Here is a 24,235-nt window from a genome sequence, read left to right as displayed (position 1 = left end):
CCTTGGCGGCCTTCTTGCAACGATGGAGAATGGCGAAATCGTCGATGAGGGTGTCCCTCTCCCCGTCACTATACGGGGAGAGGATGCCGGCAGGCAGGTGAGGGGCAGCGCAAACGCTCGGAAGAGGGTAAAGCGCAAACTCAGGCGGCCGGCGCCCTTTGCACCAGCATGTCGATGCCGAGCAGGTGGCGCACATTCGGGCGCGCTGCCACCATGTCGGCGATCGTATAGCGCTCGAGCACGGCGAAGAAGGCATTGAGCGCCTCGCGCAGCGACGAATTCAGTGCGCAACTGTCGACCAGCGGACATTCGGCGGCGTCGTTCTCGAAGCATTCGGCCATGGCGAAGCTCTCTTCGGTCACGCGCACGACGTCGAACAATGTGATCGATTCGGCCGGGCGGCCGAGCCTGACGCCGCCGTTCCTGCCGCGCACCGTCTCGACCAGACCGTGCTCGACCAAAGGCTGCAGGATCTTGAAAAGAAAGAGCTCGGACACCGAGTAGGCGGCAGCGATCTCCGGGATGCGGCTCAGCCGATCGCTATTCGCAGCGCAATACATCAGAATGCGCATGGCGTAGTTGGTCTGGCGTGTCAGCCGCATTTTGTCCTCACGAGGCAGTAGCTCAAGGCTAATATGGCCTATACCTTGGAATAATTCCAGACTGCACCGCATGATAGATGAATATTTTGATCAGGTTTGTGTGGGCGGTCGTGCAAACCATGACCCTGATATGGCGCGCATTCGGGTGGGCGGATTACTAAGTTAAGTCCGCGACATCGACCAGGAGCAGTTCATCCATGTCACAATCATCACCGGCTTTGGCATCCGCCCGGTTCGATGCCGACGCGGAGGTCAAGCTTTCGGCGCTTCGGCGCACAAAATTCGTCGCCACCGCAGCGCTCGCGCTCTGCGTCCTCATCTTTGCGGTGACCAAGTCGTTCGAGGGCCACTATCCGTGGCTGGGTTTCGTCGCTGCTTTCGCCGAGGCGGCGACGATCGGCGGGCTGGCAGACTGGTATGCGGTGGTGGCGCTGTTCAGACGGCCGCTCGGCCTGCCGATCCCGCACACCGCGATCATTCCGGAGAACCAGAGCCGCATCGCCGACAATCTTGGCCGCTTCATCGAGGTCAATTTCCTGGCGCCCGAGCCGGTGCGCGAAAAGCTTGCCGAGGTCGATTTTTCGGCGCTCGTCGCCGACTGGCTGGCCGACCCCAACCGCGCCGCCGATCTGTCGCATTTCGTCGGCCGGCTGGTGCCGCAGACACTGGCGGCGATCGAGCAATCCGGCCTGCGCGGCTTCGTCAGCAGCCGCATGCTGGAGCAGATCGAAAAGGTGCCGCTGGCGCCGCTCGCCGCCGAGTTGCTGTCGGCGGTGACCGACGACCGCCGCCACCAAAGACTGTTCGACGAATTCACCAAGGTCGTCGGCCGCTTCCTGAGCGACGAGCAGGCGCTGGCGACGATGCGCGAGAAGATCCGCGAGGAACTGCCGTCGCTGTTCAACCTGTTTCGCGCCGACGCCTATCTCTTGAAGAAGATCGTCGCCTCGGCCGGATCGCTGCTCGACGAAGTGAGGGCCGATCCCGATCATCCGATGCGCGCCGAGTTCGACCGTTTTGTCCTGAGCTTCGTCGAGAGGCTGAGGACGTCCAAGCAATATGCCAAGCGCGCCGAGAAACTGAAGCGCGATTTCCTCGCCCGGCCGGAACTGAAGGCGCTGGCCGGCGACATGTGGGAAAGCCTCAGTGTGTTCATCGAGCAGGACGCCAAGGCACCGAATTCGATGATCCGCGCCCATCTCGCCAACATGTTCGTCGAGGTCGGCCGCCATCTGGCTGGCGACCCGCAGATCAGGGCCGACATGAACCAGGGGTTTATCGTTGCGCTGTCGTCCTTCGTCGAAAACCAGAAGAGCGGCGTCTCGAAATTCATCGCCGATCAGGTCAAGCGCTGGGACCTTGCCCAGCTTACCAGGCTGATCGAAATGAACATCGGCAGGGACCTGCAATATATCCGCTTTAACGGCATGGTCATCGGCGGCCTGGCCGGCGTCGTGCTCCATACGGTGGAACGGCTGTTCCTCGTCGACTGAGCCGCGATGTATTGCGCCTCCGAATGGACCCTGGGGCTCCAGTGCCCTATTGTTCTCTTCAGCTGCCGCATTCGCAGCAAAAGGGGAGACGCCACCATGGCAAAGCGACCGGAATCCGACACTTTCATCGACATGTTCGGCAGGTTCGGCCGCGACCTGAAGCTGCCGAACGTCGATGTCGATGCGATCCTCAGCCATCATCGCAAGAACCTCGAAGCACTGGAAAAGTCGGCCAGGGCAAGCGCTGCCGGAGCGTCGTCGCTGCTCTCCAGACAACGCGAGATGCTGCAGGATACGCTGCACGAGATCGCCGACATGGCGCAGGACTACAGGGCTCCGGGCGATCCTCGGGAGCTGATGGCCAAGCAAGCGGCGTTCGCCAGGAAATCCTTCGAAACCGCATTGAAGAATGCCGGCGAGGTGGCCGAGCTGGCCAGGAAATCCGGCACCGAATCGGTCGAGATCCTGCGCGAGCGCATCAAGGAGGCGATGGAGGAAATCCGCAGCGGCTACGACAAGAAGTAGGCTGTTTCCCAGGCAGCTGGACTTTTCTCCCGTCATCGCGGCTGGTGAAAGCCTTGGTGCTGGCCCGCCGAGGCGCACAAAGTTGCTCTTGCCCGATGATCCTGTTGCCAGTGCTGGAAGCCGGCACTGGACCCGCCACTGGCGCGATCCGGCCGAGGATATCGCAGCGGAACACACTGACCGAATTGACAGAGGCGGCCGGTTCGTGGTCCGGAGGCAGGGCAAGCATCGGGAAAGCAGGAATGACGCAAATACGGCTGAGGCCGCCGCCGACCTACGAACAGCTCAGGACGATGACAGGGCAGGAGCTTGGTGTGTCGGACTGGACGACGGTCGACCAGAGCCGCATCGACCAGTTCGCCGAATGCACGGGCGACCGCCAATGGATCCATGTCGATCCAGAGCGGGCGAAACGGCAGAGCCCGTTCCGCGCCACCATCGCGCATGGCTATCTGACGCTGTCGATCATCGGCGCGCTGGCGCTCGACATGGGCATCGTGCCGGAAAACACGCAAGCCGTCTTCAACTATGGTTTTGAAAAGGTGCGGTTCCTGGCGCCGGTCAGGGCAGGCGCGCGCATCAGGCTGCGGATCACGCTGTTGTCCATGGAGGACAAGGGCCCCGGTCAGTATCTGATGAAGGCGGCCAACATCGTCGAGATCGAAGGTGAGAAGAAGCCGGCGCTGACCGCCGAAACGCTGGTCATGCTCTATGAGCGGCGGCGCAGGCGGGCAGGGCCGTGAGGGCGAAGCGAGGGCCTGGCATTTCCGTGACAGCGAAAATCAACGCGACATCGCCTCTTCAAGCGTCCTGAAAATTCTCTCGTCGGCCGACTGCGCGGCGTTGAAGCGCAGGAAACGGCTGGCGGTTTGGGACAGGCTGAACGCATTGCCGGGCGCCAACACGACATTGGCCGCCAAGGCGCGGCGGGCTATTTCCGCTGCATCGACGCCTTCCGGCAGTCTGCACCACAAGAACATGCCGGTCGGCTGGTCGATCCACGGCACGATGCCGATCGCCTTCAGGCGGCTGCTTGTCTCAGCCATTGCGCGGGAAAGCCGCGTGCGCAGCAAATCGACGTGCTTGCGATAGCTGCCGTCCTTCAGCAGCGTCAGCACCAGTTCGCTGGCAAGCCGTCCGCTGCCGAAGGACGTGGCGATCTTGAGGTCGGTCAGCCCTTCCATCCAGTCGCGCGGAGCCGCGATGAAGCCGCAGCGCACCGACGCCGAAAGCGTCTTGGAGAAGCTGCCGATATGAACGACGCGACCAAGACCGTCGAACGCCGCCAGCCTGGGTGCGGGGGTGTGTTCGAAGTCGGCAAAGATATCGTCTTCGATGATCGTCAGATCTGATTGGTCGGCGAGCTTGAGCAATCGATGGGCGACGACCGGCGACAGAATTGCACCCGTTGGATTGTGAAGCGCGGAATTGGTGATGTAGAGGCGCGGCCGGTGCTCGATCAGCGCCTGCGCAAACAGCTCGATATCCGGTCCCGACGGCGTGAAGGGAACGCCGACCACCTTGGCCCGGTGAGCACGCAGCAGGGCATGGAAGTTGAAATAGCAGGGATCGTCCACCAGCACCGTGTCGCCCGGCTCGAGCAGGAACCGGCACAGGAGGTCGATGGCCTGGGTGCCCGATTCCGTCAGCATGATCTGGTCGGGAGAGGCCTCGATGCCATGCTCTGCCAAGCGCCGGGCGAGCAGGTGACGCAGCGGCGGCAGCCCGAGCGGGGTGCCGTAGTCGGTCAGCGTGACATCTTCGCCGCGTGCCATTGTCCGCAGCGCCCGTCGCAATCCGGCTTCCGGCATCCACGACGCCGGCAGCCAGCCGCAGCCGGGTTTGAGCACGCCGTCGCCGGCTTCCAGCGACTGGCGCGAAACCCAGAGCGGATCGACGGCACGGTCAAGCCTGGGGCCGATCTCGGCCAGCGACAACGGAGCCAGCGGTCCGGCGGCATAAAAACCCGAGCCGGGACGCGATCGGATTGTGCCTTCTGCGGCAAGACGCTCATAGGCCTCGACCACTGTGGATTTCGAAACCTGCATGATTTTCGCGAAAGCCCGGATCGAAGGCAACCGGGTTCCCGGTGTCAGGCTGCGCGCGGCGATCCTATGCCTGATCGTCGCCATGACGCTTTCGACAAGCGTCCCGCTGCCCTCATTTGCCGTCGCCTGCTCGTCCATCCGTACTGCTCAATCTACCATGACAGTTTTGTCGATCTGTACTTCATTGTCTCTGGCGGCGCCATAGGTCCGGCCCGATAGAGGGCGAGAACATCAGGAGCATGCGATGGACAAGACGGCGGGCGGCTGGATCAACGGATTCGTAGGCGTGCTGATTTTCAGCGGATCGCTTCCGGCAACGCGCGTCGCCGTCATGGATTTCGATCCGGCGTTCCTAACCGTCGCCCGTGCTGCCACGGCAGGCATACTCGGCCTCGCGCTGCTGCTCATTTTTCGCCAGAAGCGTCCGGAGCGACGAGATCTGTTGTCGCTGGCCATCGTGGCGCTCGGCGTCGTGGTCGGCTTTCCGCTGCTGACCGCGTTGGCGCTCAAGCACATCACCTCGGCCCATTCCATCATTTTCGTCGGCCTGTTGCCGCTGGCGACCGCGATCTTCGGCGTCATTCGCGGCGGCGATCGCCCCAAATCGGCTTTCTGGCTGTTTTCGTGCCTTGGCAGCGCCCTTGTTGCCGGTTTTGCGGTGACGCAAGGCGTTTCGGCCGCGCCGGTTGGCGACATGCTGATGCTGGCCGCAATCATCGTGTGCGGACTGGGCTATGCGGAAGGCGCCACGCTGTCCCGCAAACTCGGCGGCTGGCAGGTGATCTCATGGGCGCTGGTGTTGTCGCTGCCGGTCATGCTGGCCCTGACGCTCATCACCATGCCACCGTCGCTCGAAAACGTCGGCAACGCCGCCTGGATCGGCCTGGCCTATGTCTCGCTGTTCAGCATGCTGATCGGTTTTGTGTTCTGGTATCGCGGGCTGGCGCAAGGCGGCATCGCCGCGGTCGGGCAGTTGCAGCTTCTCCAGCCTTTCTTTGGCCTTGGGCTGGCGGCAATCCTGCTGCACGAGCAGGTCAGCCTCGCAATGATCGCCGTCACTGCCGCCGTCGTGCTCTGCGTGGTCGGTGCGAAGAAATATGCGCGGTAAGCGCCGACGGTGAAACCACGCTGTCGAACCAGACTTCCAGGGCAGTCGCTTCAGACCAATAGCCGATCTCGGCGCCGCCCTTCATCTGCCTGCCGGCATCTTCTCCCCGTATAGTGACGGGGAGAAGGACACCTTCGCAAAGGATGTCGCCAATCTCCGGCGTTGCAGAAAGGGTGCCGAGGTCGCGGGCAGCCCTTCTCCCCGTCACTATACGGGGAGAAGTGCCCGGCAGGGCGATGAGGGGCGGCGCGAACCTAAAGCGATTGCCTTGACCAGACGTCGCATGGCGCTTGACTTGGCTAGAACTTCGTCACCACCCCGATGCCGATGCCTTCGAAGCCGCCCATCGCCATCAGCGCAGCCGGCGCCTCTTCGAGGCTGATTTTCTTGCCGACCAGCAGTTCGGGCTTCAGCTTGCCGGTGCGGATCATCTCCATCATCGCCTGGTAGCGGTAGGCTTGCATGCCGTGGCTGCCGAGGATTTCGAGCTCGAAGGCGATCACCTTGTCCATCGGGATCTGCGGCCTGGCGTGATCGCCGAGCATCAGCCCGACCTGCACATGGCGGCCGCGCCGGCGCAGGTTGGCGATCGAGTTGAACGAGGTCGTCGGATGGCCGAGCGCGTCCATCGACATGTGCGCGCCGCCATTGGTGATCTGCTTGACCGCCTTGACCACGTTCGGCGTCCTGGCGGCGTTGATCGTCGCCACCGCGCCGATCTTGCTGGCGAAGTCCAGCTTCTCGTCGGTCAGGTCGATCGCAATCACGTTGGCGCCCATGGCGCTGGCGATCATGATCGCCGACAGGCCGACGCCGCCGCAGCCATGCACGGCCACCCATTCGCCTGGCGTCACCCGGCCCTGGTCGACAATGGCGCGGAACGAGGTGACGAAGCGGCAGCCAAGGCTGGCGGCGGTGGCGAATTCCATCTCGTCCGGCAAGCGGACCAGGTTGGTGTCGGCATGGTCGATGGCGACATATTCGGCGAACGAGCCCCAGCCGGTGAAGCCGGGCTGCGACTGGTGCTCGCAGACCTGATGGTTGCCCGAGCTGCATTCGAAGCAACGGCCGCAGCCGACGGCGAACGGCACGGTGACGCGCTCGCCGGCCTTCCAGCGGGTCACCTGGCTGCCGGCGGCCACCACGACGCCGGCAAGCTCGTGGCCCGGCACATGCGGCAGGCGGATGCCGTCGTCGTGGCCCATCCAGCCATGCCAGTCGCTGCGGCAGAGCCCGGTCGCCTCGACCTTGATGACAACGCCGCCCACTGCCGGCTCCGGATCGGCAACAGTCTGGATCGTCGGCACCTCGCCGAATTTTTCGAAGACAACGGCTTTCATCGGCAATTCCTCCACTTGCTCTACTCGGCATCGATCTGGTTCTCGGGCGCCGCCTTTTGGAAGGCCGGTAGCGCCATGCAGGCGGCGTGGATGCGTGTAATCGTCGGGTAGGGCGTCAGGTCGACGCCGAAACGCGCATTGCTGGTGACCTGAGCGGCCAGGCAGATGTCGGCCAGCCCCGGCGTGTCGCCATGGCAGAATGTTTTTGTTTCAGGCGATGAAACAAGACTCTTTTCAAGCGGCTGGAAACCTTCGTTCACCCAGTGCCGGAACCAGTTGGCGACGTCCTCGTCGCCGGCGCCGAACAGCGTGCGCAGCGAGGTCAGCACGCGCAGGTTGTTCACCGGATGGATGTCGCAGGCGATCATCTGCGCCAGCATCCTGACGCGGGCCCGGCCAGGCGCGTCCTGCGGCAAAAGCGGCGGTTCGGGCTTGGTCTCGTCGAGAAATTCGATGATCGCCAGCGATTGCGTCAGCAGCCTGCCGTCGCCGAGGATCAGCGCCGGCACCAGTCCTTGCGGATTGACCGAGAGGTAGGCGGGCTCGAGATGCTCGCCGTGGCGCAGATGATGCGGCACATATTGGTAGGTCAGGCCCTTCATCTCCAGCGCGATCCGCACCCGGTAGGAGGTGGAGGAGCGGTAGTAGTTATGCAGGACGAGGTCGCTCATTCCTGCACATTCGGCCGATTTGGACGGCCGGGCAAGGCATGGTGGTCCCAAAATTGCCATCTCCGCCCTTCGGCCAGGGATGGCGATGTACTATTTGCCAATAATCTGGCCATGGTCACTGGGCTATTCTATCCTGCCTGAAATGAAACGAAACGCCATGACCGCAGTCAACGATCGCGCCCGGTTTCTGATCATCGACGACCACCCGCTGTTTCGCGAGGCGCTGCACAGCGCTGTGCAAATGGCCTATCCGGATGTCGATACTGTCGAGGCGCGTTCGATCACCGAGGCGTTCGAGCTCCTGGCGGACGCCAAGCCGTTCGATCTGGCGCTGCTCGACCTCAGCATGCCCGACGTGCATGGCTTCGACGGACTGCTGCAGCTTCGGACCCGCTATCCGCGCCTGCCGGTGGTCATCGTTTCGGGGCATGAGGAGCCCAAGATCATTTCCGAGGCGCTGTCCTACGGCGCGGCCGGCTTCATCCCGAAATCGGCGCGCAAGAGCGATCTGGCCGCCGCCATCCGCTCGGTGATGGACGGTGCGATCTACGTGCCCGAAACCTATGAAGGCCAGCCGCCGGACGCCGACAGCACCGACCGCGCCGAGATGGTGCAGCGCCTTGCCAAACTGACGCCGCAGCAATTGCGGGTGCTGCAGATGCTGCGCCAGGGCTTGCTCAACAAGCAGATCGCCTACGAGCTGCAGGTCGGCGAAACCACCGTCAAGGCGCATGTCTCCGAGATCCTGCGCAAGCTCAACGTCTACAGCCGCACGCAAGCCGTCATCGAAGTTTCGAAGCTCGATAGCGTCGAGCTGTTTCGCGGCCAGGCGGGGTTTTAGGCGCACCCGTTAGGGTGATAAACCGTCACCGAGAACTTACCTTCTCCGCCCAAGGACGGGAAATCACGGTGACAATGCACCATTTTCTTGTCGCTCGCGACCTTCTGCCAATGTCTTTGGGATCAAGCCAAGAGATGCGCCAGCAGGGCGCGTAGCTGCGCCGGTTTCAGCGGCTTGCGCATCAACTCGATGCCGGCGGCGCGGGCGGCTTTGGCGACGGCCTCAGAACCGTCGGCGGTGACGATCAGCGCCGGCACGGCGCGGCTGAGATAATCGCGGACCTCGGCGATAGTCGTGGTGCCGAGGTCGCCGCCGTCGAGATGCTGGTCGGCTATGACGATGTCCGGCACCCAGTCCGTATCGCCAAGCATGTCGAGCGCAGCATCGGTCGAGGTGGCGGGGCGCACCAGGCATTGCCAGCGCTCGAGCAGCGATGTCATCGCCTGCAGCACCTCGACGTCGTTCTCGACCAGCAGCACCTTTGTGCCGAACAGACCGTAGCCGCGCGGCCGCTCCATGTCGGCGCTGCTGGCAATGGCATCGACGCTGGCGCCGATCCCGACCGGAACGTCGATGTGGAAAATCGTGCCGTGTCCGACTTTCGACGAAAACGTCACGGGATGTCCTAGTGCGGCGGCGATGCGGCGCACGATGGCCAGGCCCAGTCCCAGCCCGCCGCCGGCAAGCCCGGCATCTGTCGGGAAAGTGCCGCGGTGGAACTCCTCGAACACCGCCTCGCGCTGGTCGTCGGGGATACCGCAGCCGGTATCGGCGACATCGATGCGGATCGTGTCGCCGCGATGCCTGGTGCCGACCAGCACGCCGCCGGAGCGGGTGTAGCGCAGCGCGTTGGAAAGGATGTTCTGCAGGATGCGGCGCAGCAAGGTGCGGTCCGAGCGCACGACGGCGTTGACCGGCCGGAATTTTAGCGTCAGGCCCTTCAACTCGGCGACCGGCAGGAAATCCGAGCGCAGCGACGAAAACAGCATCTCCAGGCTGACGTCGCCGATATCGGGCTGCACGACGCCGGCGTCGAGCTTGGAAATGTCGAGCAGGGTGCGGAGCAGATCCTCCATCGTCTCCAGCGACCGCTCGACCTGCCGGACCAGTTTTTTGCCTTCATCGCTGGTCTGCACTTCGGCCAGCGCCGAGACGGAGAGATGCGCTGCGTTCAGCGGTTGCAACACGTCGTGGCTGGCGGCTGCCAGGAACCTTGTCTTGGACAGGTTCGCCAGTTCGGCGTTTTCCTTGGCCGCGCTCAAATCGATGTTGGATTGTTCCAATCTACGCAGTGTCGAGTGCAGTTCCTCGGTGCGCGTACGCACTCGATTCTCGAGCGAAATCGCGGTCTGGAACAGCGAGAACGCGTTGCCTTGCTGATCCATCGAGCGCTCGACGCGGCTGACAAGGGCTGCGTTGATCTTCTTCAGCTTCTCCAGGTCGTTGATGTTCCTGAGCGGCATAAAACCTCCTATTCCGCCGCCTGCCGCTCTCCGAAGGCGATGCCGGTGAACGTCTGGTTCAGATGCATCGACCGGTACTGTTCGCCATAGGTGCCGAAGCCGATGACGTTGTTGACCTTGTAGAGCTCCGAAATCTCCCGAAAGACCTGGCGGTTACGCGCATCGAGCCTGCGCAGCACGCAGTCAAAGGCGAGGATCATGTCGATGCCGCCAAGCCTTTCCTCGACGTCCCTGAAGGCGGCACGCGTCGATTCAACCATGTTCTTGGGTCGGGCGATGGACAGGACGACGCCATCGTCGATGGCGCAGAAGAACGACAGCGAGCCGTCCGCGTGCATCTTCTGGATCGAGCGGCAGTAAAATTCGCCGCCCACTTTCACCACCACCGGGTGCGAAGCGAAACTCAGCGGCGTCAGCATCTGCGGGATGACGCCGACCGAGGCGGCATATTCCTCGGCGGCATTGGTGGCGTTGAATTCGCGCACGGTGCGGTGATCGGGATCGGACGCGGTCACCACCAGCTTCTCGTCGGTGGGGACGAAATTGTCGGTCTTGAACACGTGGAAAGGAATTTCCGTGGTGATCAGCACGATGATGGCGCAGTCGCAGGCAACCTTGCCGTTCGAGATCAGCCGCGTCGTCTCGAATTTCAAATCATCGCCTGCCGACCCGCCGATCAGCGGAATATCGTCGAGCCCCCAATGGATGGCGGAGGTGACCGCTTCCTCGGCATAGGACAGCCCGTCGATGAGGCAGAGCGCGAAAGTGGTGTCGGCTCGCTCGTGGCCGACGCGCCCGTGTAACGAACGCCTCAGCGCCTCGACTTCGCCGGTGATCCCGTCCATGCCCGATGAGGACAGATTTTCGACCATGGTGCTGGCGGCCGAAAACGATGCGGAGGGAAGCAGCATGGCCATGACCTGGCCGTCCTCCAGGCCTTTGGGCGTAATCTCGCCGGCCGTCGAACAGCCGGCATAGCGGAGCGCCGGCGCGTGGTTCTTCAGCGCTTCCGAAAGGGCGACTGCCTCAAGCAGGCTTTGCGAGAAAAACAGCAGGGCAAATCCAGCGTCGATGGCCGCGGCTTCCACTGCCACCGCCCGGGCGAACGCATCCGCGTCGGGTTCGTCGGTGGTGAGAACCGATAGGCCGCATGCATAGCGCGTCCGTGAACTGGCCAGCGGCTTCCTCCTCCATTTCCTCCGACGCTCTTTTTGTGCGCGGCTCCTTTTTGTGCTCCTGGCCGCGCCGGCGTCGAAGTCATTGTTGTCTTCAAGTGCTACTTTGGCAATGAGCCAACATGACGGAATTGAATTTTCTGCTGTTTTTGACGGCATCGGCGCTCAGAAACTTCAGATCCAAAACCCCAGCGGAAGGGAGTGATCCATGGACGCCCAGGTCAGGAAGCTGTTCGAACGGTACGAGCGGCTTTTCCGGAAATCCCTTGCCGGTGATGCCGACATGGACGAAGTCACATCGGTCTATGCTTCCGCCTTCATTGCAGCGTCGCCTGCCGGCATCATGGTCGGGAAGAATGACGACCAGCTCAAGCAGGCTATGGAACAAGGCTATGCTCGCTATCGAGCGATCGGCACCAAGGAGATGCGAATACGAGATGTACGCATTTCGCCGATTGACGAGCATCATTGCGTTGCCCACGTCGCCTGGACGTCGATCTTTGCGCGCAAAGGCCAAACTGACGTCACGATCGATTTCGACGTCCACTACCTCGTGCAGAAACTGGTCGGAGAGCCTAAAATATTTGGCTGGGTGTCAGGCGACGAGCAGGAGGTTCTCAGAAAACACGGCATCGGCTGAAATCGACCTGGCCAGCCTCGGCCGCTGATGGCCGCAAGGCGGCATCACCAGGCGACCATGGTTTCGCTTCGCTCCGCCGTTTGCCTGTCTTTGCGTGACCGAAAGTACAATAGGCGGATTTTCGGCCAAACTGCAATCTCGGCATTCCGCGGCACTATTTCCCGTGCTTTATGCGGTATAAGAATAGCGGACAAAATGGAGGGCTCGGGCACCACCGACGCCAAAAACGACCAAGGTAGCACCCAGGGAGGTTTCATGTCGGAGATATCATTGACGGTGAACGGAAAGCGGGTCAGCGGCACCGCCGAAGACCGGACGCTTCTGGTTCATTTCTTGAGGGAGAATCTCGGCCTGACCGGGACGCATGTCGGCTGCGACACCTCGCAATGCGGCGCCTGTGTGATCCATGTCGACGGCAAGGCGGTAAAATCCTGCACGATGCTTGCGGTGCAAGCCTCCGGGTCGAGCGTCGTGACGATCGAAGGCTTGGCTGACGGCGCCGACCTGCATCCGATGCAGGCGGCGTTCAAGGAGCATCACGGGCTGCAATGCGGTTTCTGCACGCCGGGCATGATCATGACGGCGACCGACATGGTCAACCGCCATCCCGAAGGCCTCGACGAGGCCACGGTGCGGGCCGAGCTCGAAGGCAATATCTGCCGCTGCACCGGCTACCACAACATCGTGAAGGCGATCCTCGCCGCATCGGAGACGATGTCTTCGAAGGGCAAGGCCAGGCAAGCGGCGTGAGGGATGACGTGAGTAGGGGAGTAGGGGAGTAGGGGAGTAAGCGATTTGGCTCTTAATTCCCTACTCCCCTACTGCCTTACTCCCCTATTCCCTACTTTTTTCGGGAGGAATTTCTGCGATGGGCATTGAAGGTGTTGGCGCTCGTGTAGCGCGCAAGGAAGACAAGCGGTTCATTACCGGCGCCGGGCGCTATGTCGACGACATGGTGGTTCCCGGCATGAAGCATGCGGCTTTCGTGCGCAGCCCGCATGCGCATGCGCAGATCAAGAACATCGACGTTACGAAGGCGCAGTCCATGCCGGGCGTCATCGGCGTGCTGACCGGCAAGGAGCTCAAGGCCGACGGCATCGGCAATCTCATCTGCGGCTGGATGATCCATTCCAAGGACGGCTCGCCGATGAAGATGGGGGCGTGGTCGCCGCTGGCCTTCGACAGGGTCCGTTATGTCGGCGACGCGGTGGTCGTCGTGGTTGCCGAGACCAAGGGGCAGGCGCGCGACGCGGCCGAAGCGGTCGACATCAGCTACGAGGAACTGAAGGCAGTCGTCGACGCTCCGAAGGCGCTCGAAAGGAGTGCGCCACAGATCCATCCGGAAGCCGACGGCAATCTGATTTTCGACTGGGAGCTCGGCGACAGCGCGGCGACCAACGCGGCAATCAAGGCGGCTGCCCACATCACCCGCATGAAGATCGTCAACAACCGGCTGGTGCCCAACGCGATGGAGCCGCGCGCAGCGCTTGGTCACTACGACAAGGCCGAGGACCACTATACCTGCTGGACGACCTCCCAGAACCCGCATCTCGCGCGCCTGGTGATGAGCGCCTTCTACAATGTCGCGCCGGAAAACAAGCTGCGCGTCATCGCGCCGGATGTCGGCGGCGGGTTCGGTTCGAAGATATACATCTATCCGGAAGAAATCATCTGCCTGTGGGCCTCGAAGAAGACCGGCGTGCCGGTCAAATGGGTGGCCGACCGCACCGAGAGCTTTCTCACCGACGCCCATGGCCGCGACCATGTCTCGACGGTCGAAATGGCCTTCGACAAGGACAACAGGATCACCGGGCTGAAGGTCGACACCATCGCCAATCTCGGCGCCTACATGTCGCTGTTCTCGTCCTGTGTGCCGACCTATCTCTACGCGACGCTGTTGTCGGGCCAGTACGACATTCCGGCGATCCACGCCAATGTGCGCGCCGTCTACACCAACACCGCACCGGTCGACGCCTATCGCGGGGCAGGGCGGCCGGAGGCCACCTATCTGCTCGAACGCACCATGGAGACCGCCGCACGCGAGCTGGGCGTGTCGCCGGCGGAACTTCGCCGAAAGAACTTCATCACCTCGTTCCCGCACCAGACACCGGTCATCATGAACTATGATGCCGGCGACTATGCCGCTTCGCTGGACGCGGCGATGGCCGCTGCCGATTATGCCGGTTTTGCCCAGCGCAAGGCCGACGCCGCCAACAGAGGCAAGCTGCGCGGCATCGGCATGAGCTGCTATATCGAGGCCTGCGGGCTGGCGCCGTCGGCGGCGGTCGGCAGTCTTGGAGCGGGTGTCGGCCTTTGGGAAAGTGCTGAGGTGCGCGTCAACGCCGCCGGAACCATCGAGGTCCTGACCGGCTCGCACAGCCATGGCCAGGGCCATGAGACGACCTTCGCGCAACTGGTCAACCAGCGCTTCGGCGTGCCGATCGACAGCGTCTCCATCGTCCACGGCGATACCGACAAGGTACAGATGGGCATGGGCACCTACGGCTCGCGCTCGGGCGCCGTCGGCATGTCGGCCGTTGTCAAGGCGCTCGACAAGGTCGAGGCCAAGGCCAAGAAGATCGCCGCCCATCTGCTCGAGGCCGACGAGGGCGACATCGTCATCGAAAACGGCGCCCTGAAGGTCGCCGGCACCGACAAACAAGTGCCGTGGTTCCAGATGGCGCTTGCTGCCTACACCGCCCACAACCTGCCTGGCGGCATGGAGCCGGGGCTGAAAGAAACCTCATTCTACGATCCGTCGAACTTCACCTTCCCGGCCGGCTGCTATGTCTGCGAGGTCGAGATCGATCCCGAGACCGGCGTGACCGAGGTCGTCCAGTTCGTCGCGGCCGACGATTTCGGCAACATCATCAACCCGATGATCGTCGAAGGCCAGGTGCATGGCGGCGTCGCCCAGGGCATCGGCCAGGCCTTGCTGGAGGGCACCCGCTACGATGCCAGCGGGCAGCTTCTGACGGCGAGTTATATGGACTACACCATGCCGCGCGCCGACGACCTGCCGTCGTTCAAGGTCTCGACCTCGAACACGCCGTGCCCGGGCAATCCGCTCGGCATCAAGGGCTGCGGCGAGGCCGGCGCCATCGGCTCACCGCCGGCGGTGATCAATGCCATCACCGACGCCATCGGCATCACCGACATCGCCATGCCGGCATCGCCGTCCACGGTCTGGGCAGCGATCCGGGCGACGAAACACTGATAAGCAAATAGCGAATAGGGAGTAGCGAATAGGGAACAAAGAGCGTGCGAAGGGATAGGCCCTATTCGCTACTCGCTACTCCCTATTCGCTCGTTCCCCGAAGGGAGAAAGACAAATGTACTCGTTCAACTATCACCGCGCCGCCTCCGTCGCCGACGCCGCCAAGCTGCTCGAGAGCGGCGATGCAAAGCTCTTGTCGGGCGGCATGACGCTGATCCCCGCTATGAAGACGCGGCTTGCCGCACCGTCCGATCTCGTCGACCTTTCGCACATCGAGGAATTGAAAGGCATTGAGGTGGCGGGCTCTACCATCACGATCCGCGCCGCCACCACGCATCACGACGTCGCCAGCGACGAGAAGCTGAAGAAGGCGTGTCCGGCGCTCGCCCATATGGCGTCCCGGATCGGCGATCCGGCGGTACGCTACAAGGGCACGATCGGCGGCTCGATCGCCAACAACGACCCCGCCGCCGATTATCCGGCAGCACTTCTTGCCCTCGACGCCACCATCGTCACCAACAAGCGCGAGATCGCCGCCGACGCATTCTTCACAGGGCTGTTCGAGACGGCGCTGGAGGACGGGGAAATCGTCACCGCGGTGACCTTCACCGCGCCGGCCAAGGCGGCCTATGAAAAATTCCGCAACCCGGCATCGCGCTATGCGATCGTCGGTGTGTTCGTGGCCAACGGCGCGGACGGAGTCCGCGTTGCCGTCACCGGGGCCGGCGACAGCGGCGTCTTTCGTTCGAAGGAGATCGAGGCGGCGCTTGCCACGAATTTCGACGCCGCTGCCCTCAACGGAGTGAAAGTGCCGGCGAATGATTTGATGAGCGACATCCACGCCTCGGCCGATTATCGCGCCAATCTGATCGTGGTGATGGCCAAGCGCGCGGTGGCTGCCGCCAACGCCTGAAGGAGGGGAGTAGGGGAGTAGGGCAGTATGGGAGTAGGGAACAGGAAAAATTGGCTGGGTCGGCGAGCAGCGTAGACATACTGCCCTACTCCCATACTGCCTTCCGACAAGGGGAGAAGGAAGAGACGCACGAGCCAAGCGGCTCGCCCTGACAAACCGCAACTGGCAGGGCAGCGCTGGCACCTCAGCCGGCTACTTGCCTGGTATAGTAGCGCACCGCCTTCTTGCCGCCGTGGATCACCGCGTCGCCGACTTCGGCAAAGCCGAGTGCTGCGTGAAAGGCATCTGAAGCCGGGTTGGGCGGGTCGGCATTCACCTCGCAGGTGACGATGGTCTGGCCGGCACGCAACGCATGGTCGAACAGATCCCCATAGAGCCTGCGGGCATGGCCGCGGCCACGCGCTTCTCCCGCAACGACGACGCGGTCGACATAGATGAAGCGCCGATAGCGCTCGCGGAACCACAGGAAGTTCGGGCTGTCGTAGCGGGCATCCTGGTCGAACGTCATGATGAAGGCTTCGAGCGCGCCGATGCGGCGCGCATAGAACGCTTCGCCGAGCAGGAAGGACAGGCGTTCCGGCTCAAGCCACGACAGCTCGGTCGCGTGCTCGTTGTTGAGGGCGAGGACGGCGGGCTCGTCCTGCGGCGAGACTTTTTCGATCGGCAACCGTGCTTGCGTCAAATGTTTGCTTCCTTCGGGGTCATGCTCGCGCCGCCGCAATCGTCGCCGCCACCAGCGCCGCGTCGGTCACCGTGTTGCGGTACTCGCGGTCGAGGTCGGTGCCGCCCATGCCAACCTGTGGATTGCGGTAGCGCATGGCGCTCGGCACGTCCTTGAGTGCGGCAAAATGCATTTCGGTCAGTCCGGTTCTTTCCCGCACCTCGGCGATGTTGTTTGGATCGAGTCCGCCGCAGCCGAGGATGATGATGCGCTTCCCCGCCTGTCGGACGAGGTCCGCCAGCAGGGCCACGCCCTCCAATGCGCTGTCGCGCTGGCCGCTGGTCAGCACGCGGCCGACCTTGCTGCGGATCAGCGTTTCCAGCGCATCGGTCGGATCGCGCGTCATGTCGAAGGCACGGTGGCAGGTGACGTTCAAATGCCCTGCCGCCTGCACCAATTCGCTCATCCGCTTTTCGTCGATGGTGCCGTCGGCATTCAGGCAGCCGACGACGACACCGGCCACGCCAAGCTCGCGCAGCGCGCGCACATCGGCGAGCATCGAACGGTACTCGGCGTCACTGTAGAGAAAATCGCCGCCGCGCGGCCGCACGATGACGTGGAATGGGATCGTCGCCAGTTCGACGGCTGCGCGCACCATGCCAAAACTCGGTGTGATGCCGCCCTCGACGAGGCTGGCGCAGAGCTCGACCCGGTCGGCGCCGGCAGCTTGCGCGGCGAGCAGGCCATCTATGCCTTCGACGCAGATTTCGATCAGCGGCAGGCGAGGGCGTTCGATGTCGGTCACAGGGCGATCCGTTGCTGATTCAAAGATTTGCAGCCCTAGCATCGGGCTCCGTGCCGCGAAAGCCGGAACTATTGGCTCAACGAGACGGGTGTGGCCGTTTGAATTGCGGCCGATCAACGCCTTCAACCGCCTCAACGCCGCCACCCGGCAGATGGTCGGCGCCTGGGGGTGAGCCGGAGCGGCTCGCCGATCTGCGCCGTGGCTGGTTTCGCGGCGGCGCATCAGATCCGCAAATTGTGCGCGTTGGCGCGGACGAAATCGATGAAGGCCCGCAGCTTTGGCGGGACGAGGCGGCGGCTGGGATAATAGAGGTGGAGCGGTTCGTAGGTGGGACAGAAAGGCTCCAGCACCTTGACCAGCGCGCCTGAGGCGAGTAGCGGCGCAGCGAGGCCTTCGACGGCAAAGGCCAGGCCAAGCCCTTGCGCGGCGGCGGTAATGCAGAGCGGCAGTGTGTTCACGACCAGGCGTGCGTCGGGCGTGAACTCGACCTGGCGTCCATCGACAACAAACTCCCAGGGCGAGATGGCGCGGGTGCGGGTGAAGGCGAAGGCGATGCAGCGGTGGGCGGCGAGGTCGGCGGGCCGCTTCGGCGTGCCGTTACGCGCCAGATAGTCCGGGCTGCCCAACACCACCGTCTGCAGCGGCCCGCCCAGACGCGCGCCGATCATATCTTTCTCGAGAAGCTCGCCGATCCGCACACCGGCATCGAAGCCCTGCGCGGCGATATCGACGAAATTGTCGTCGAAGATCAGGCTAAGCCGCACGTCCGGGTAGGCGTCCATGAACGGCCCCACCAGCGGCTCGATCAGCAGCGGCGCGGCGATCCACGGCAGGCTCAGGCGCAGTGTGCCGGCAGGGCGGTCGCGGGTCTCGCGCAGTGCCGCGCCGGCCGCCCGGATCTCCTCAGCCGCTGGGCGCACGTGGTCGAAATAGTGGGCGCCGGCTTCGGTCAGGCCGACGCTGCGGGTCGTGCGGTTGAGGAGCCGCACCCCGAGACGCTCCTCGAGCCCCTTGACCGCCTCGCTGAGCGAGGCCGGGGCGACACCGAGTTCGGCGGCGGCGCGGGTAAAACTCCTGGCCTCCGCGACCTTCACGAAGGCGACGATGCCGCTGAACTGGTCGAGGCGCATTGTGAGGATATTCCAAATAGCCTTGTCGAACTATACGGGTTTTTCCAGTGAACAAAAAGCCTCATGTTGCCCCGACGAACGGGCATCGCTGTTGCGATGGCCCGAACAAGCAAGGAGACAGGACCGATGACCAGGATCGCTTCGCTCGCCGCCGGCGCTCTCCTGGTGGTGTCCGCCGCCCCCGCGAACGGCGGCCCGCAGGAAGACCGCAACATCCAGTTGATCAAGGACTATTACGCAGCCTATGCGACCGGGAACCCGGAGGCCGTTCGGCCCTTCCTCGCGCCCGACATCGTGTGGCGTATTCCCGGCCATCATCCGCTGGCCGGCGACAAGCGCGGGCCGGAGGAAGTGGTCGCCTTCTTCCGTGGCCTGGTCGACGGCAAATTCAGGGCTGAGCCGATCTTCTTCCAGGCGCAGGGCGATCTCGTCGTCGACATCCATCGCGGCTGGTCGAACGTCGGCTCAGGTCCCGAGATCGACCAGCTCTACGCCCTGATGTTTCGCATCAAGGACGGCAAGATCACCGAGGCGCAGAATTTTTTGACCGATATGTACCAGTCGGACGCCTTCTACTGGACGCACTACCCGCTGAAGCCACTGCCCGGCCGACTGGCGGACGACCGCTGAGACGGCGGCCTTTAATCCGTCGCGCCGCGCTTTTCGCTCCAGGCCAAAGGAGATTTGCGATGTTGAAAATCCTGACGCTAGCCACGGCAACCGCCGTCGCCCTCGGCTCCGGCGCCTTCGCCGCACCGCGCGTCGAGCGCGTCGCTTTCGCCGCGCACGGTGAGCAGATCGTCGGCGATCTCTATCTGCCCGAGGATCTGGGCCCGGCGAGACCTCGGCCCGCGCTGGTCGTGACCGGCGCCTGGATGACGGTGAAGGAACAGATGCCGGCCCGCTACGCCCGCGAGCTGGCCGACCGCGGCTTCGTCGCCTTGACCTTCGACTTTCGCGGTTGGGGCGAGAGCGGCGGCGGGCGGCGCCAGTATGAGGATCCCAGCGCCAAGATCGCCGACATCGAAGCGGCGGTCGCGTATCTCGCGACCCGGCCCGAGATCAGCAAGGACCGCATCGGCGGGCTCGGCATTTGCGCCAGCTCCGGCTACATGGTCAACGCCGCCGCTAAAGATACCGCGATCAAGTCGGTCGCTTTGGTCGCGCCCTGGCTGCACGATGCCGAGGTGGTCGAACAGACCTATGGCGGCAAGGACGGGGTCGCCAGGCTTGAAGCCGCGGGCGATGCGGCCGAGGCCGCGTATCGCCGCACCGGCAAACAGACTTTCCTGCCCGCCGCCAGCCTGACCGACGAGCGGGCGATCATGTTCAAAGTGCCTTACTACACCGAGCCCGATCGCGGCATGATCCCGGCCTGGCGCAACGAGGCCGACCCGGCTTTTTGGCGGGGCTGGCTGACATTCGATGCGATCCAGCCTGCTCGGCGCCTGCATCAGCCCTTGCTGATGGTGCACAGCGAGGCGGCTGCCATCCCGCAGGGCGCGCAAATTTTACGCGCGGCTGACCGGGCCGAAGCAGCAGCTGTGGCTCGACAACGTCACCCAGTTCGATTTCTACGACCGCGCTGCGCCGGTGAAGGCGGCGAGCGACGCCGTCGCCGCGCATTTCCGCGCCACGCTGGGCAGTGCAGGGGAGGCAGGACAATGAGCCCCGTCACCCGCCGGTTTGTTTTGGCCTCGGCAGTTTTTGCCGCGACGCTTGCCGCTCTGCCGGCCTTGAGCACCATGCAGTCCACGGCTGCGCTGACGAGCGAAGACAAGACCGCCATCGCCGAGGCGGGGGCGGGGATCGGCCTCTATGCCGATTTGCGCGAATGGGATCGGGTAAAATCCTACTTCGCGGATCGCGTCACGATCGACTATACCAGCCTTTTCGGTGGCGAGGCCGCGACCAGCGACCGCGACGCGCTGATTGCTCAGTGGCAAGGTCTGCTGCCCGGCTTCGACGCCACCCAGCACCTTATCACCAACATCGTTGTTGAAAGCGCGGGCAACGATGCGGTCGCGCGCAGCCATGTTCGCGCCAGCCACTGGATCGACACGCGGTTCTGGACGGTCGGCGCCAGCTATCTGCACCGGCTGGTGCGGACGCCCGAAGGCTGGCGCGTCAGCGCCATCTCGATCCATCGCTTGTACGAGGAGGGCGACCGCGCCGTGCTGGCCGCCGCTGCGGACCGGGTGGAGGCGGCGAAATGACAACGCAAGCTTGCGCCGGGAACCGATTGGCGCCGACATTGGTGGTCCTGCCACTGCCCGATCAGTTCATTTCGATGTGAACTCGTTTTAGTTCGGGAGGTTTGCCTCTCCTGAACATGCCCGGCGTCATGCCATGCATGGTCCGGAACACACGGGAAAGATGGCTCTGGTCGGCGAAACCTGCCGCAATGGCGGCCTCTGCGAGGCCGAGCCCCTGTTCGATCAAGGAGCTGGCGCGACGCAGTCTCCGGTCGCGGATATAGGCTGCAGGCGTGAGGCCAATCGCCTTCTTGAAATCCCGGATGACCTGGAACCGGGTGACGCGCGCGACGTCGGCAAAACGCTGCAGGTCGAGCTGCGAGCCAAGGTCGCTTTCGACAAGCTGCTCGTAGAGTGAGAACCTCCGTCGCGATCCCGAGCTCTCGATCTCCTCTACCCGCCCGCCCCAATCGCCATGCCGAACGATGAGACGCCTCAATGCAACGAGAAGCGACGTCTCGGCTTGCGTCGCGTCCTGTGAGATCGAGCTCTGGTGTGCTGCCATCAACGCTGCGGCGAGATCGCTGTCTTCGATATCAGGACGTGAGAAGACCGGAGCGTCAGCCCTGCCCAGTTCGTGGGCGAGGCCCGCCATCAGCGGCACCGGCGGATAAAACGTCCGGTAGGCCCAGCCTTCATCCGCACCCTGTTCCCCGTCATGCCACTCCTCGGGATTGACGACGGCAATGGTGCCTGCCGGAGCGACAATTTTGTGGCGTCCGATGCGGATGCGTTCGCAGCCAGCCGTGATCAGCGCGATCACATAGGTTGGGTGCGTGTGCAGTTCGTAGCGATGCTGCGTGAAGCGCGCCTTGAACAGGCCAAGCTCAGGGAAGCAGGGATGGCGCCAGTATTTCCTGGTCTCTGTCGCGTCCACGGCTTTTGTCCCTGCAGCGGTCAATCTGGTTCAAGACGCCTGTTGTGCGACCTACTAATCGTTATGCAGCGGATCAAACCCGCCCTTTGCCGGCGTGGAAGGAGTCATCGTGCTGCACAATGACCCGATCGCCTCTCTGACACCAGAGGTCATAGCCTGGCGCCACCATATCCATTGCAATCCCGAACTCGGATTCGACGAGAACGAAACGGCACGTTTCATTGCAGAGAAACTGCGCGCCTTCGGCTTCGATGAGGTGCATGAGGGGATCGGCGGCACCGGGGTTGTCGGCGTCCTGCGCAGCGGCACCGGCACACGCGCCATCGGTCTTCGCGCCGAGCTGGACGCGCTTCCGGTCGTCGAGAGGACCGGCTTGCCCTATGCATCCAGGAACGAGGGCGTGATGCACGCCTGCGGCCATGACGGCCACACCGCCATGCTGCTCGGCGCAGCCAGATTGCTCAGCCAATCCCGCGCCTTCGACGGCACCGTCTACTTCGTCTTCCAGCCCGCCGAAGAAAACGAAGGCGGCAGCCTGCGCATGATCGAAGACGGCCTGTTCGAGCGTTTCCCGGTCGAGGCGATCTATGCCGTCCACAACTGGCCGGGCTTGGAGCAGGGGACGATCGCCGCTCGCGCTGGAGCACAGATGGCGGCCGTCGACAATTTCGAGCTGACCTTCGAGGGTTTTGGCGCGCATGCCGCCATGCCGCAGCTCGGCGACGACCCGATCCTGGCCGCGGGCGCCTTTGTCCAGGCCGTTCAGCGCATCGTCAGCCGCTCGATCGATCCGCAAACCGCGCTGGTCGTCAGCCTCACCCAGATCCACGGCGGCAATGTTGGCAACATCGTGCCGGGCAGGGTCTGGCTGCAAGGCACCTGCCGCTTTTTCGAGCCTGGTCATTCCGATCATTGCGAGAAACTGGTCGGCGAGATCGCCCACGGCATTGCCGCAGCCCATGCGCTCAAGGCCACCCTCGACTACCACAAGGGCTATCCGCCGCTCATCAACACGGCTGACGCCACGGCCCGCGCCATCGCGGCAGCCGCCGCCACCGTCGGCAGCGAGAACGTCACGACCGAGTTCAGCCCGAGCCTCGGCTGCGAGGATTTCGCCTTCATGATCCGCGCGGCAGGCGGCTGCTACGCGTGGATCGGCGTCGGCGATGTCGGACCCGGCGAGGGCCTGCACGGCGACCGCTACGTCTTCAATGACGAGATCGTGCCGACCGTGCTGCGCTACTACGTCAATCTGGTCGAGCAGACGCTTCCCGCCTCGTGACCGTCAGAGGGAAAACTGAGGGCTCAGCGGAAAGTGCCGATCTGAATGCGATTCGTGCGCGATAAGCCGGGAAGGAGTCATGCGCGAACCAACCCGACGCATCTCACCCGACCGTGGCCGCGAGTTGCGTTACGCGAACAGGATTTTCCAGTACGGCCTGCGCGGTATCGGCCTGATTTTCATCGACCTGCGCCATCACAAAAATGACGCCTTGTTCAACGTTCGGCTCACCCGGCTGTTTGGCAACATCGGCAGATGCCTGGAGAAGCCCACCGGCAAAGCCGCCGCATGCCCCACCGACGAGAGTTAGGCCAGCCACCGCCCCGACAGGATCAATGCCGGTGGCCTCAAAAGCACCCAGGCCGATTAACAGACCAGCGGCCGCGCCAAGTGCGGCACCGCCCGGACCGCGCAGGACAGCCCTGATTTCGTCGTCGTAAGGTCCGATGACGCTGATCTGTTCTTGAGAAACTCCTGCCGCCTGAAGCGCGGCAACGGCACGCGCTGCCTGGTCGCGGGAATCGAAAAGTCTGCTGATTGTTCGCATTTTGACACTGCCCATCGCATAGTCGCCCGCCGCTCGTTTCGAAGCGGCGGGCGTCTCCTCCCCTCGCGTTCAGGTCACTGAATGATCTTGACGATCTTGCGTGTGCCGGGATCAACAAGAACGGTGCGATTGTCGACGACGACGTAACGATACTCGACGTCGGGAACTTCATGAAGCTCGACCGTCTCGGGTATCGTTGAACCAATATTGAGTTCCACCCCAGGGAGTTCCACGGATGCGAGCGGCTGCTCTTTCACATATTGCCTGATCACGGTCTCCTGTTCAGGTGCGATGATCACGTCCTGAGCGGCAACAGCGCCAACGCTGGCCAGCAGAAAAAGTCCCGCGGCTGCGGTGGAAAGATGCATTCTCATAAGTGCCTCCTTTATGTCTGTGACTTGTAAGGACTTGTAAGCCCATTTGCGCTGGACGGCATCCGCGCCTTGCTTACCCAAACTTGAGGCAGCCGCAAACGTTCCTTAGCAGGGCTTCGGTCCGATTCGGCAGGCCTTTGCGTAGGACCTAAGTCTGACGCGTCGCGCGCAAAGGGAGATGCCGCGGGCTGCGGGGCGCACCAACTGCACGCTTCAATCGCTATGAATCCGTAGGCGCTATGAACTTTAGAGCGGGATGAATTGAGTC

24 protein-coding genes are annotated in these 24,235 nt (G+C 63.3%); 12 read left to right on the top strand and 12 right to left on the bottom strand.

Features of this window, described 5'->3' with window-relative positions:
* Positions 1-140 precede the first annotated feature (140 nt).
* Entirely contained in the window at positions 141-602 is a 462-nt protein-coding gene (gene rirA / locus BQ8794_RS04055; RefSeq protein WP_077373455.1) for an iron-responsive transcriptional regulator RirA, read from the bottom strand.
* A 197-nt stretch (positions 603-799) separates the two neighbouring features.
* Here rirA and BQ8794_RS04050 point away from each other — a divergent pair, with 197 nt between their 5' ends.
* The 3 genes from BQ8794_RS04050 (at position 800) to BQ8794_RS04040 (ending at position 3,363) form a co-directional block, all read left to right on the top strand.
* Entirely contained in the window at positions 800-2,095 is a 1,296-nt protein-coding gene (locus BQ8794_RS04050) for a DUF445 domain-containing protein (RefSeq protein WP_077373452.1), read from the top strand.
* Positions 2,096-2,191: 96 nt separating this feature from the next.
* Positions 2,192-2,620 carry a phasin family protein gene (locus BQ8794_RS04045; protein ID WP_077373449.1) on the top strand — a complete coding sequence of 143 codons (429 nt, stop codon included), beginning with the start codon at positions 2,192-2,194 and terminating at the stop codon, positions 2,618-2,620.
* Positions 2,621-2,862: 242 nt separating this feature from the next.
* Positions 2,863-3,363: a MaoC family dehydratase gene (locus BQ8794_RS04040; protein ID WP_077373489.1), complete on the top strand. Its 501-nt coding sequence runs from the start codon at positions 2,863-2,865 to the stop codon at positions 3,361-3,363.
* Between the two features lie 39 nt (positions 3,364-3,402).
* Here BQ8794_RS04040 and BQ8794_RS04035 read toward each other — a convergent pair whose 3' ends face one another.
* Positions 3,403-4,806, bottom strand: a complete 1,404-nt coding sequence (locus tag BQ8794_RS04035) for an aminotransferase-like domain-containing protein (RefSeq protein ID WP_077373446.1) — start codon at positions 4,804-4,806, stop codon at positions 3,403-3,405.
* Positions 4,807-4,912: 106 nt separating this feature from the next.
* Between BQ8794_RS04035 and BQ8794_RS04030 the strand changes: the two genes are divergently transcribed.
* Complete coding sequence (locus BQ8794_RS04030) at positions 4,913-5,776, top strand: DMT family transporter (protein WP_077373443.1); 864 nt, start codon at positions 4,913-4,915, stop codon at positions 5,774-5,776.
* Between the two features lie 299 nt (positions 5,777-6,075).
* Here BQ8794_RS04030 and BQ8794_RS04020 read toward each other — a convergent pair whose 3' ends face one another.
* Positions 6,076-7,116 carry a zinc-dependent alcohol dehydrogenase family protein gene (locus BQ8794_RS04020; protein WP_077373439.1) on the bottom strand — a complete coding sequence of 347 codons (1,041 nt, stop codon included), beginning with the start codon at positions 7,114-7,116 and terminating at the stop codon, positions 6,076-6,078.
* Between the two features lie 20 nt (positions 7,117-7,136).
* Positions 7,137-7,787 carry a maleylacetoacetate isomerase gene (gene maiA / locus BQ8794_RS04015; RefSeq protein ID WP_077373436.1) on the bottom strand — a complete coding sequence of 217 codons (651 nt, stop codon included), beginning with the start codon at positions 7,785-7,787 and terminating at the stop codon, positions 7,137-7,139.
* 157 nt (positions 7,788-7,944) lie between these two features.
* Between maiA and BQ8794_RS04010 the strand changes: the two genes are divergently transcribed.
* A complete protein-coding gene (locus BQ8794_RS04010; RefSeq protein ID WP_077373485.1) occupies positions 7,945-8,628 on the top strand; it encodes a response regulator in 684 nt (227 codons plus the stop codon).
* A 122-nt stretch (positions 8,629-8,750) separates the two neighbouring features.
* Here the strand turns inward: BQ8794_RS04010 and BQ8794_RS04005 are convergent, their stop codons facing one another.
* Together BQ8794_RS04005 and BQ8794_RS04000 are read right to left on the bottom strand one after the other, a co-directional pair.
* Entirely contained in the window at positions 8,751-10,091 is a 1,341-nt protein-coding gene (locus BQ8794_RS04005; protein ID WP_077373433.1) for an ATP-binding response regulator, read from the bottom strand.
* Between the two features lie 8 nt (positions 10,092-10,099).
* Positions 10,100-11,179 carry an FIST signal transduction protein gene (locus tag BQ8794_RS04000; protein ID WP_244554847.1) on the bottom strand — a complete coding sequence of 360 codons (1,080 nt, stop codon included), beginning with the start codon at positions 11,177-11,179 and terminating at the stop codon, positions 10,100-10,102.
* 295 nt (positions 11,180-11,474) lie between these two features.
* Between BQ8794_RS04000 and BQ8794_RS03995 the strand changes: the two genes are divergently transcribed.
* From BQ8794_RS03995 to BQ8794_RS03980, 4 genes are all read left to right on the top strand, one after another.
* Positions 11,475-11,906 (top strand): hypothetical protein, encoded by a 432-nt coding sequence (locus BQ8794_RS03995; RefSeq protein ID WP_077373427.1) that lies wholly within the window; start codon positions 11,475-11,477, stop codon positions 11,904-11,906.
* A gap of 255 nt (positions 11,907-12,161) precedes the next feature.
* Positions 12,162-12,656 carry a (2Fe-2S)-binding protein gene (locus tag BQ8794_RS03990; protein WP_077373482.1) on the top strand — a complete coding sequence of 165 codons (495 nt, stop codon included), beginning with the start codon at positions 12,162-12,164 and terminating at the stop codon, positions 12,654-12,656.
* 118 nt (positions 12,657-12,774) lie between these two features.
* Positions 12,775-15,123, top strand: coding sequence for a xanthine dehydrogenase family protein molybdopterin-binding subunit (locus BQ8794_RS03985; protein ID WP_077373424.1), 2,349 nt, complete (start codon positions 12,775-12,777; stop codon positions 15,121-15,123).
* A gap of 115 nt (positions 15,124-15,238) precedes the next feature.
* Positions 15,239-16,036 (top strand): FAD binding domain-containing protein, encoded by a 798-nt coding sequence (locus tag BQ8794_RS03980; protein WP_077373421.1) that lies wholly within the window; start codon positions 15,239-15,241, stop codon positions 16,034-16,036.
* Between the two features lie 184 nt (positions 16,037-16,220).
* On the opposite strand, the gene BQ8794_RS03975 is transcribed toward BQ8794_RS03980, so the two are convergent.
* From BQ8794_RS03975 to BQ8794_RS03965, 3 genes are all read right to left on the bottom strand, one after another.
* Positions 16,221-16,718 carry a GNAT family N-acetyltransferase gene (locus BQ8794_RS03975; RefSeq protein WP_077373418.1) on the bottom strand — a complete coding sequence of 166 codons (498 nt, stop codon included), beginning with the start codon at positions 16,716-16,718 and terminating at the stop codon, positions 16,221-16,223.
* Between the two features lie 19 nt (positions 16,719-16,737).
* A complete protein-coding gene (locus tag BQ8794_RS03970) occupies positions 16,738-17,544 on the bottom strand; it encodes a copper homeostasis protein CutC (protein ID WP_077373413.1) in 807 nt (268 codons plus the stop codon).
* 179 nt (positions 17,545-17,723) lie between these two features.
* The gene (locus BQ8794_RS03965; protein WP_077373410.1) at positions 17,724-18,632 is read right to left on the bottom strand and encodes a LysR family transcriptional regulator; all 909 of its coding nucleotides are present in this window, start codon (positions 18,630-18,632) and stop codon (positions 17,724-17,726) included.
* A gap of 126 nt (positions 18,633-18,758) precedes the next feature.
* Here BQ8794_RS03965 and BQ8794_RS03960 point away from each other — a divergent pair, with 126 nt between their 5' ends.
* Positions 18,759-19,262, top strand: coding sequence for a nuclear transport factor 2 family protein (locus BQ8794_RS03960; RefSeq protein WP_077373407.1), 504 nt, complete (start codon positions 18,759-18,761; stop codon positions 19,260-19,262).
* Between the two features lie 59 nt (positions 19,263-19,321).
* Complete coding sequence (locus BQ8794_RS36005; protein WP_210189809.1) at positions 19,322-20,848, top strand: nuclear transport factor 2 family protein; 1,527 nt, start codon at positions 19,322-19,324, stop codon at positions 20,846-20,848.
* A gap of 61 nt (positions 20,849-20,909) precedes the next feature.
* Here the strand turns inward: BQ8794_RS36005 and BQ8794_RS03945 are convergent, their stop codons facing one another.
* On the bottom strand, positions 20,910-21,764 hold the full coding sequence (locus BQ8794_RS03945) for an AraC family transcriptional regulator (RefSeq protein WP_077373401.1): 855 nt from the start codon (positions 21,762-21,764) through the stop codon (positions 20,910-20,912).
* Positions 21,765-21,873: 109 nt separating this feature from the next.
* Between BQ8794_RS03945 and BQ8794_RS03940 the strand changes: the two genes are divergently transcribed.
* On the top strand, positions 21,874-23,046 hold the full coding sequence (locus BQ8794_RS03940) for an amidohydrolase (protein ID WP_077373479.1): 1,173 nt from the start codon (positions 21,874-21,876) through the stop codon (positions 23,044-23,046).
* A gap of 103 nt (positions 23,047-23,149) precedes the next feature.
* Here the strand turns inward: BQ8794_RS03940 and BQ8794_RS03935 are convergent, their stop codons facing one another.
* Together BQ8794_RS03935 and BQ8794_RS03930 are read right to left on the bottom strand one after the other, a co-directional pair.
* Positions 23,150-23,608, bottom strand: coding sequence for a hypothetical protein (locus tag BQ8794_RS03935; protein WP_077373398.1), 459 nt, complete (start codon positions 23,606-23,608; stop codon positions 23,150-23,152).
* A gap of 59 nt (positions 23,609-23,667) precedes the next feature.
* A complete protein-coding gene (locus BQ8794_RS03930) occupies positions 23,668-23,967 on the bottom strand; it encodes a DUF1236 domain-containing protein (RefSeq protein WP_077373476.1) in 300 nt (99 codons plus the stop codon).
* Positions 23,968-24,235 lie beyond the last annotated feature (268 nt).

The sequence above is a fragment of the Mesorhizobium prunaredense genome (assembly GCF_900156895.1).
Lineage (GTDB): Bacteria > Pseudomonadota > Alphaproteobacteria > Rhizobiales > Rhizobiaceae > Mesorhizobium > Mesorhizobium prunaredense.
This window is presented reverse-complemented; position numbering and strand designations above follow the sequence as displayed.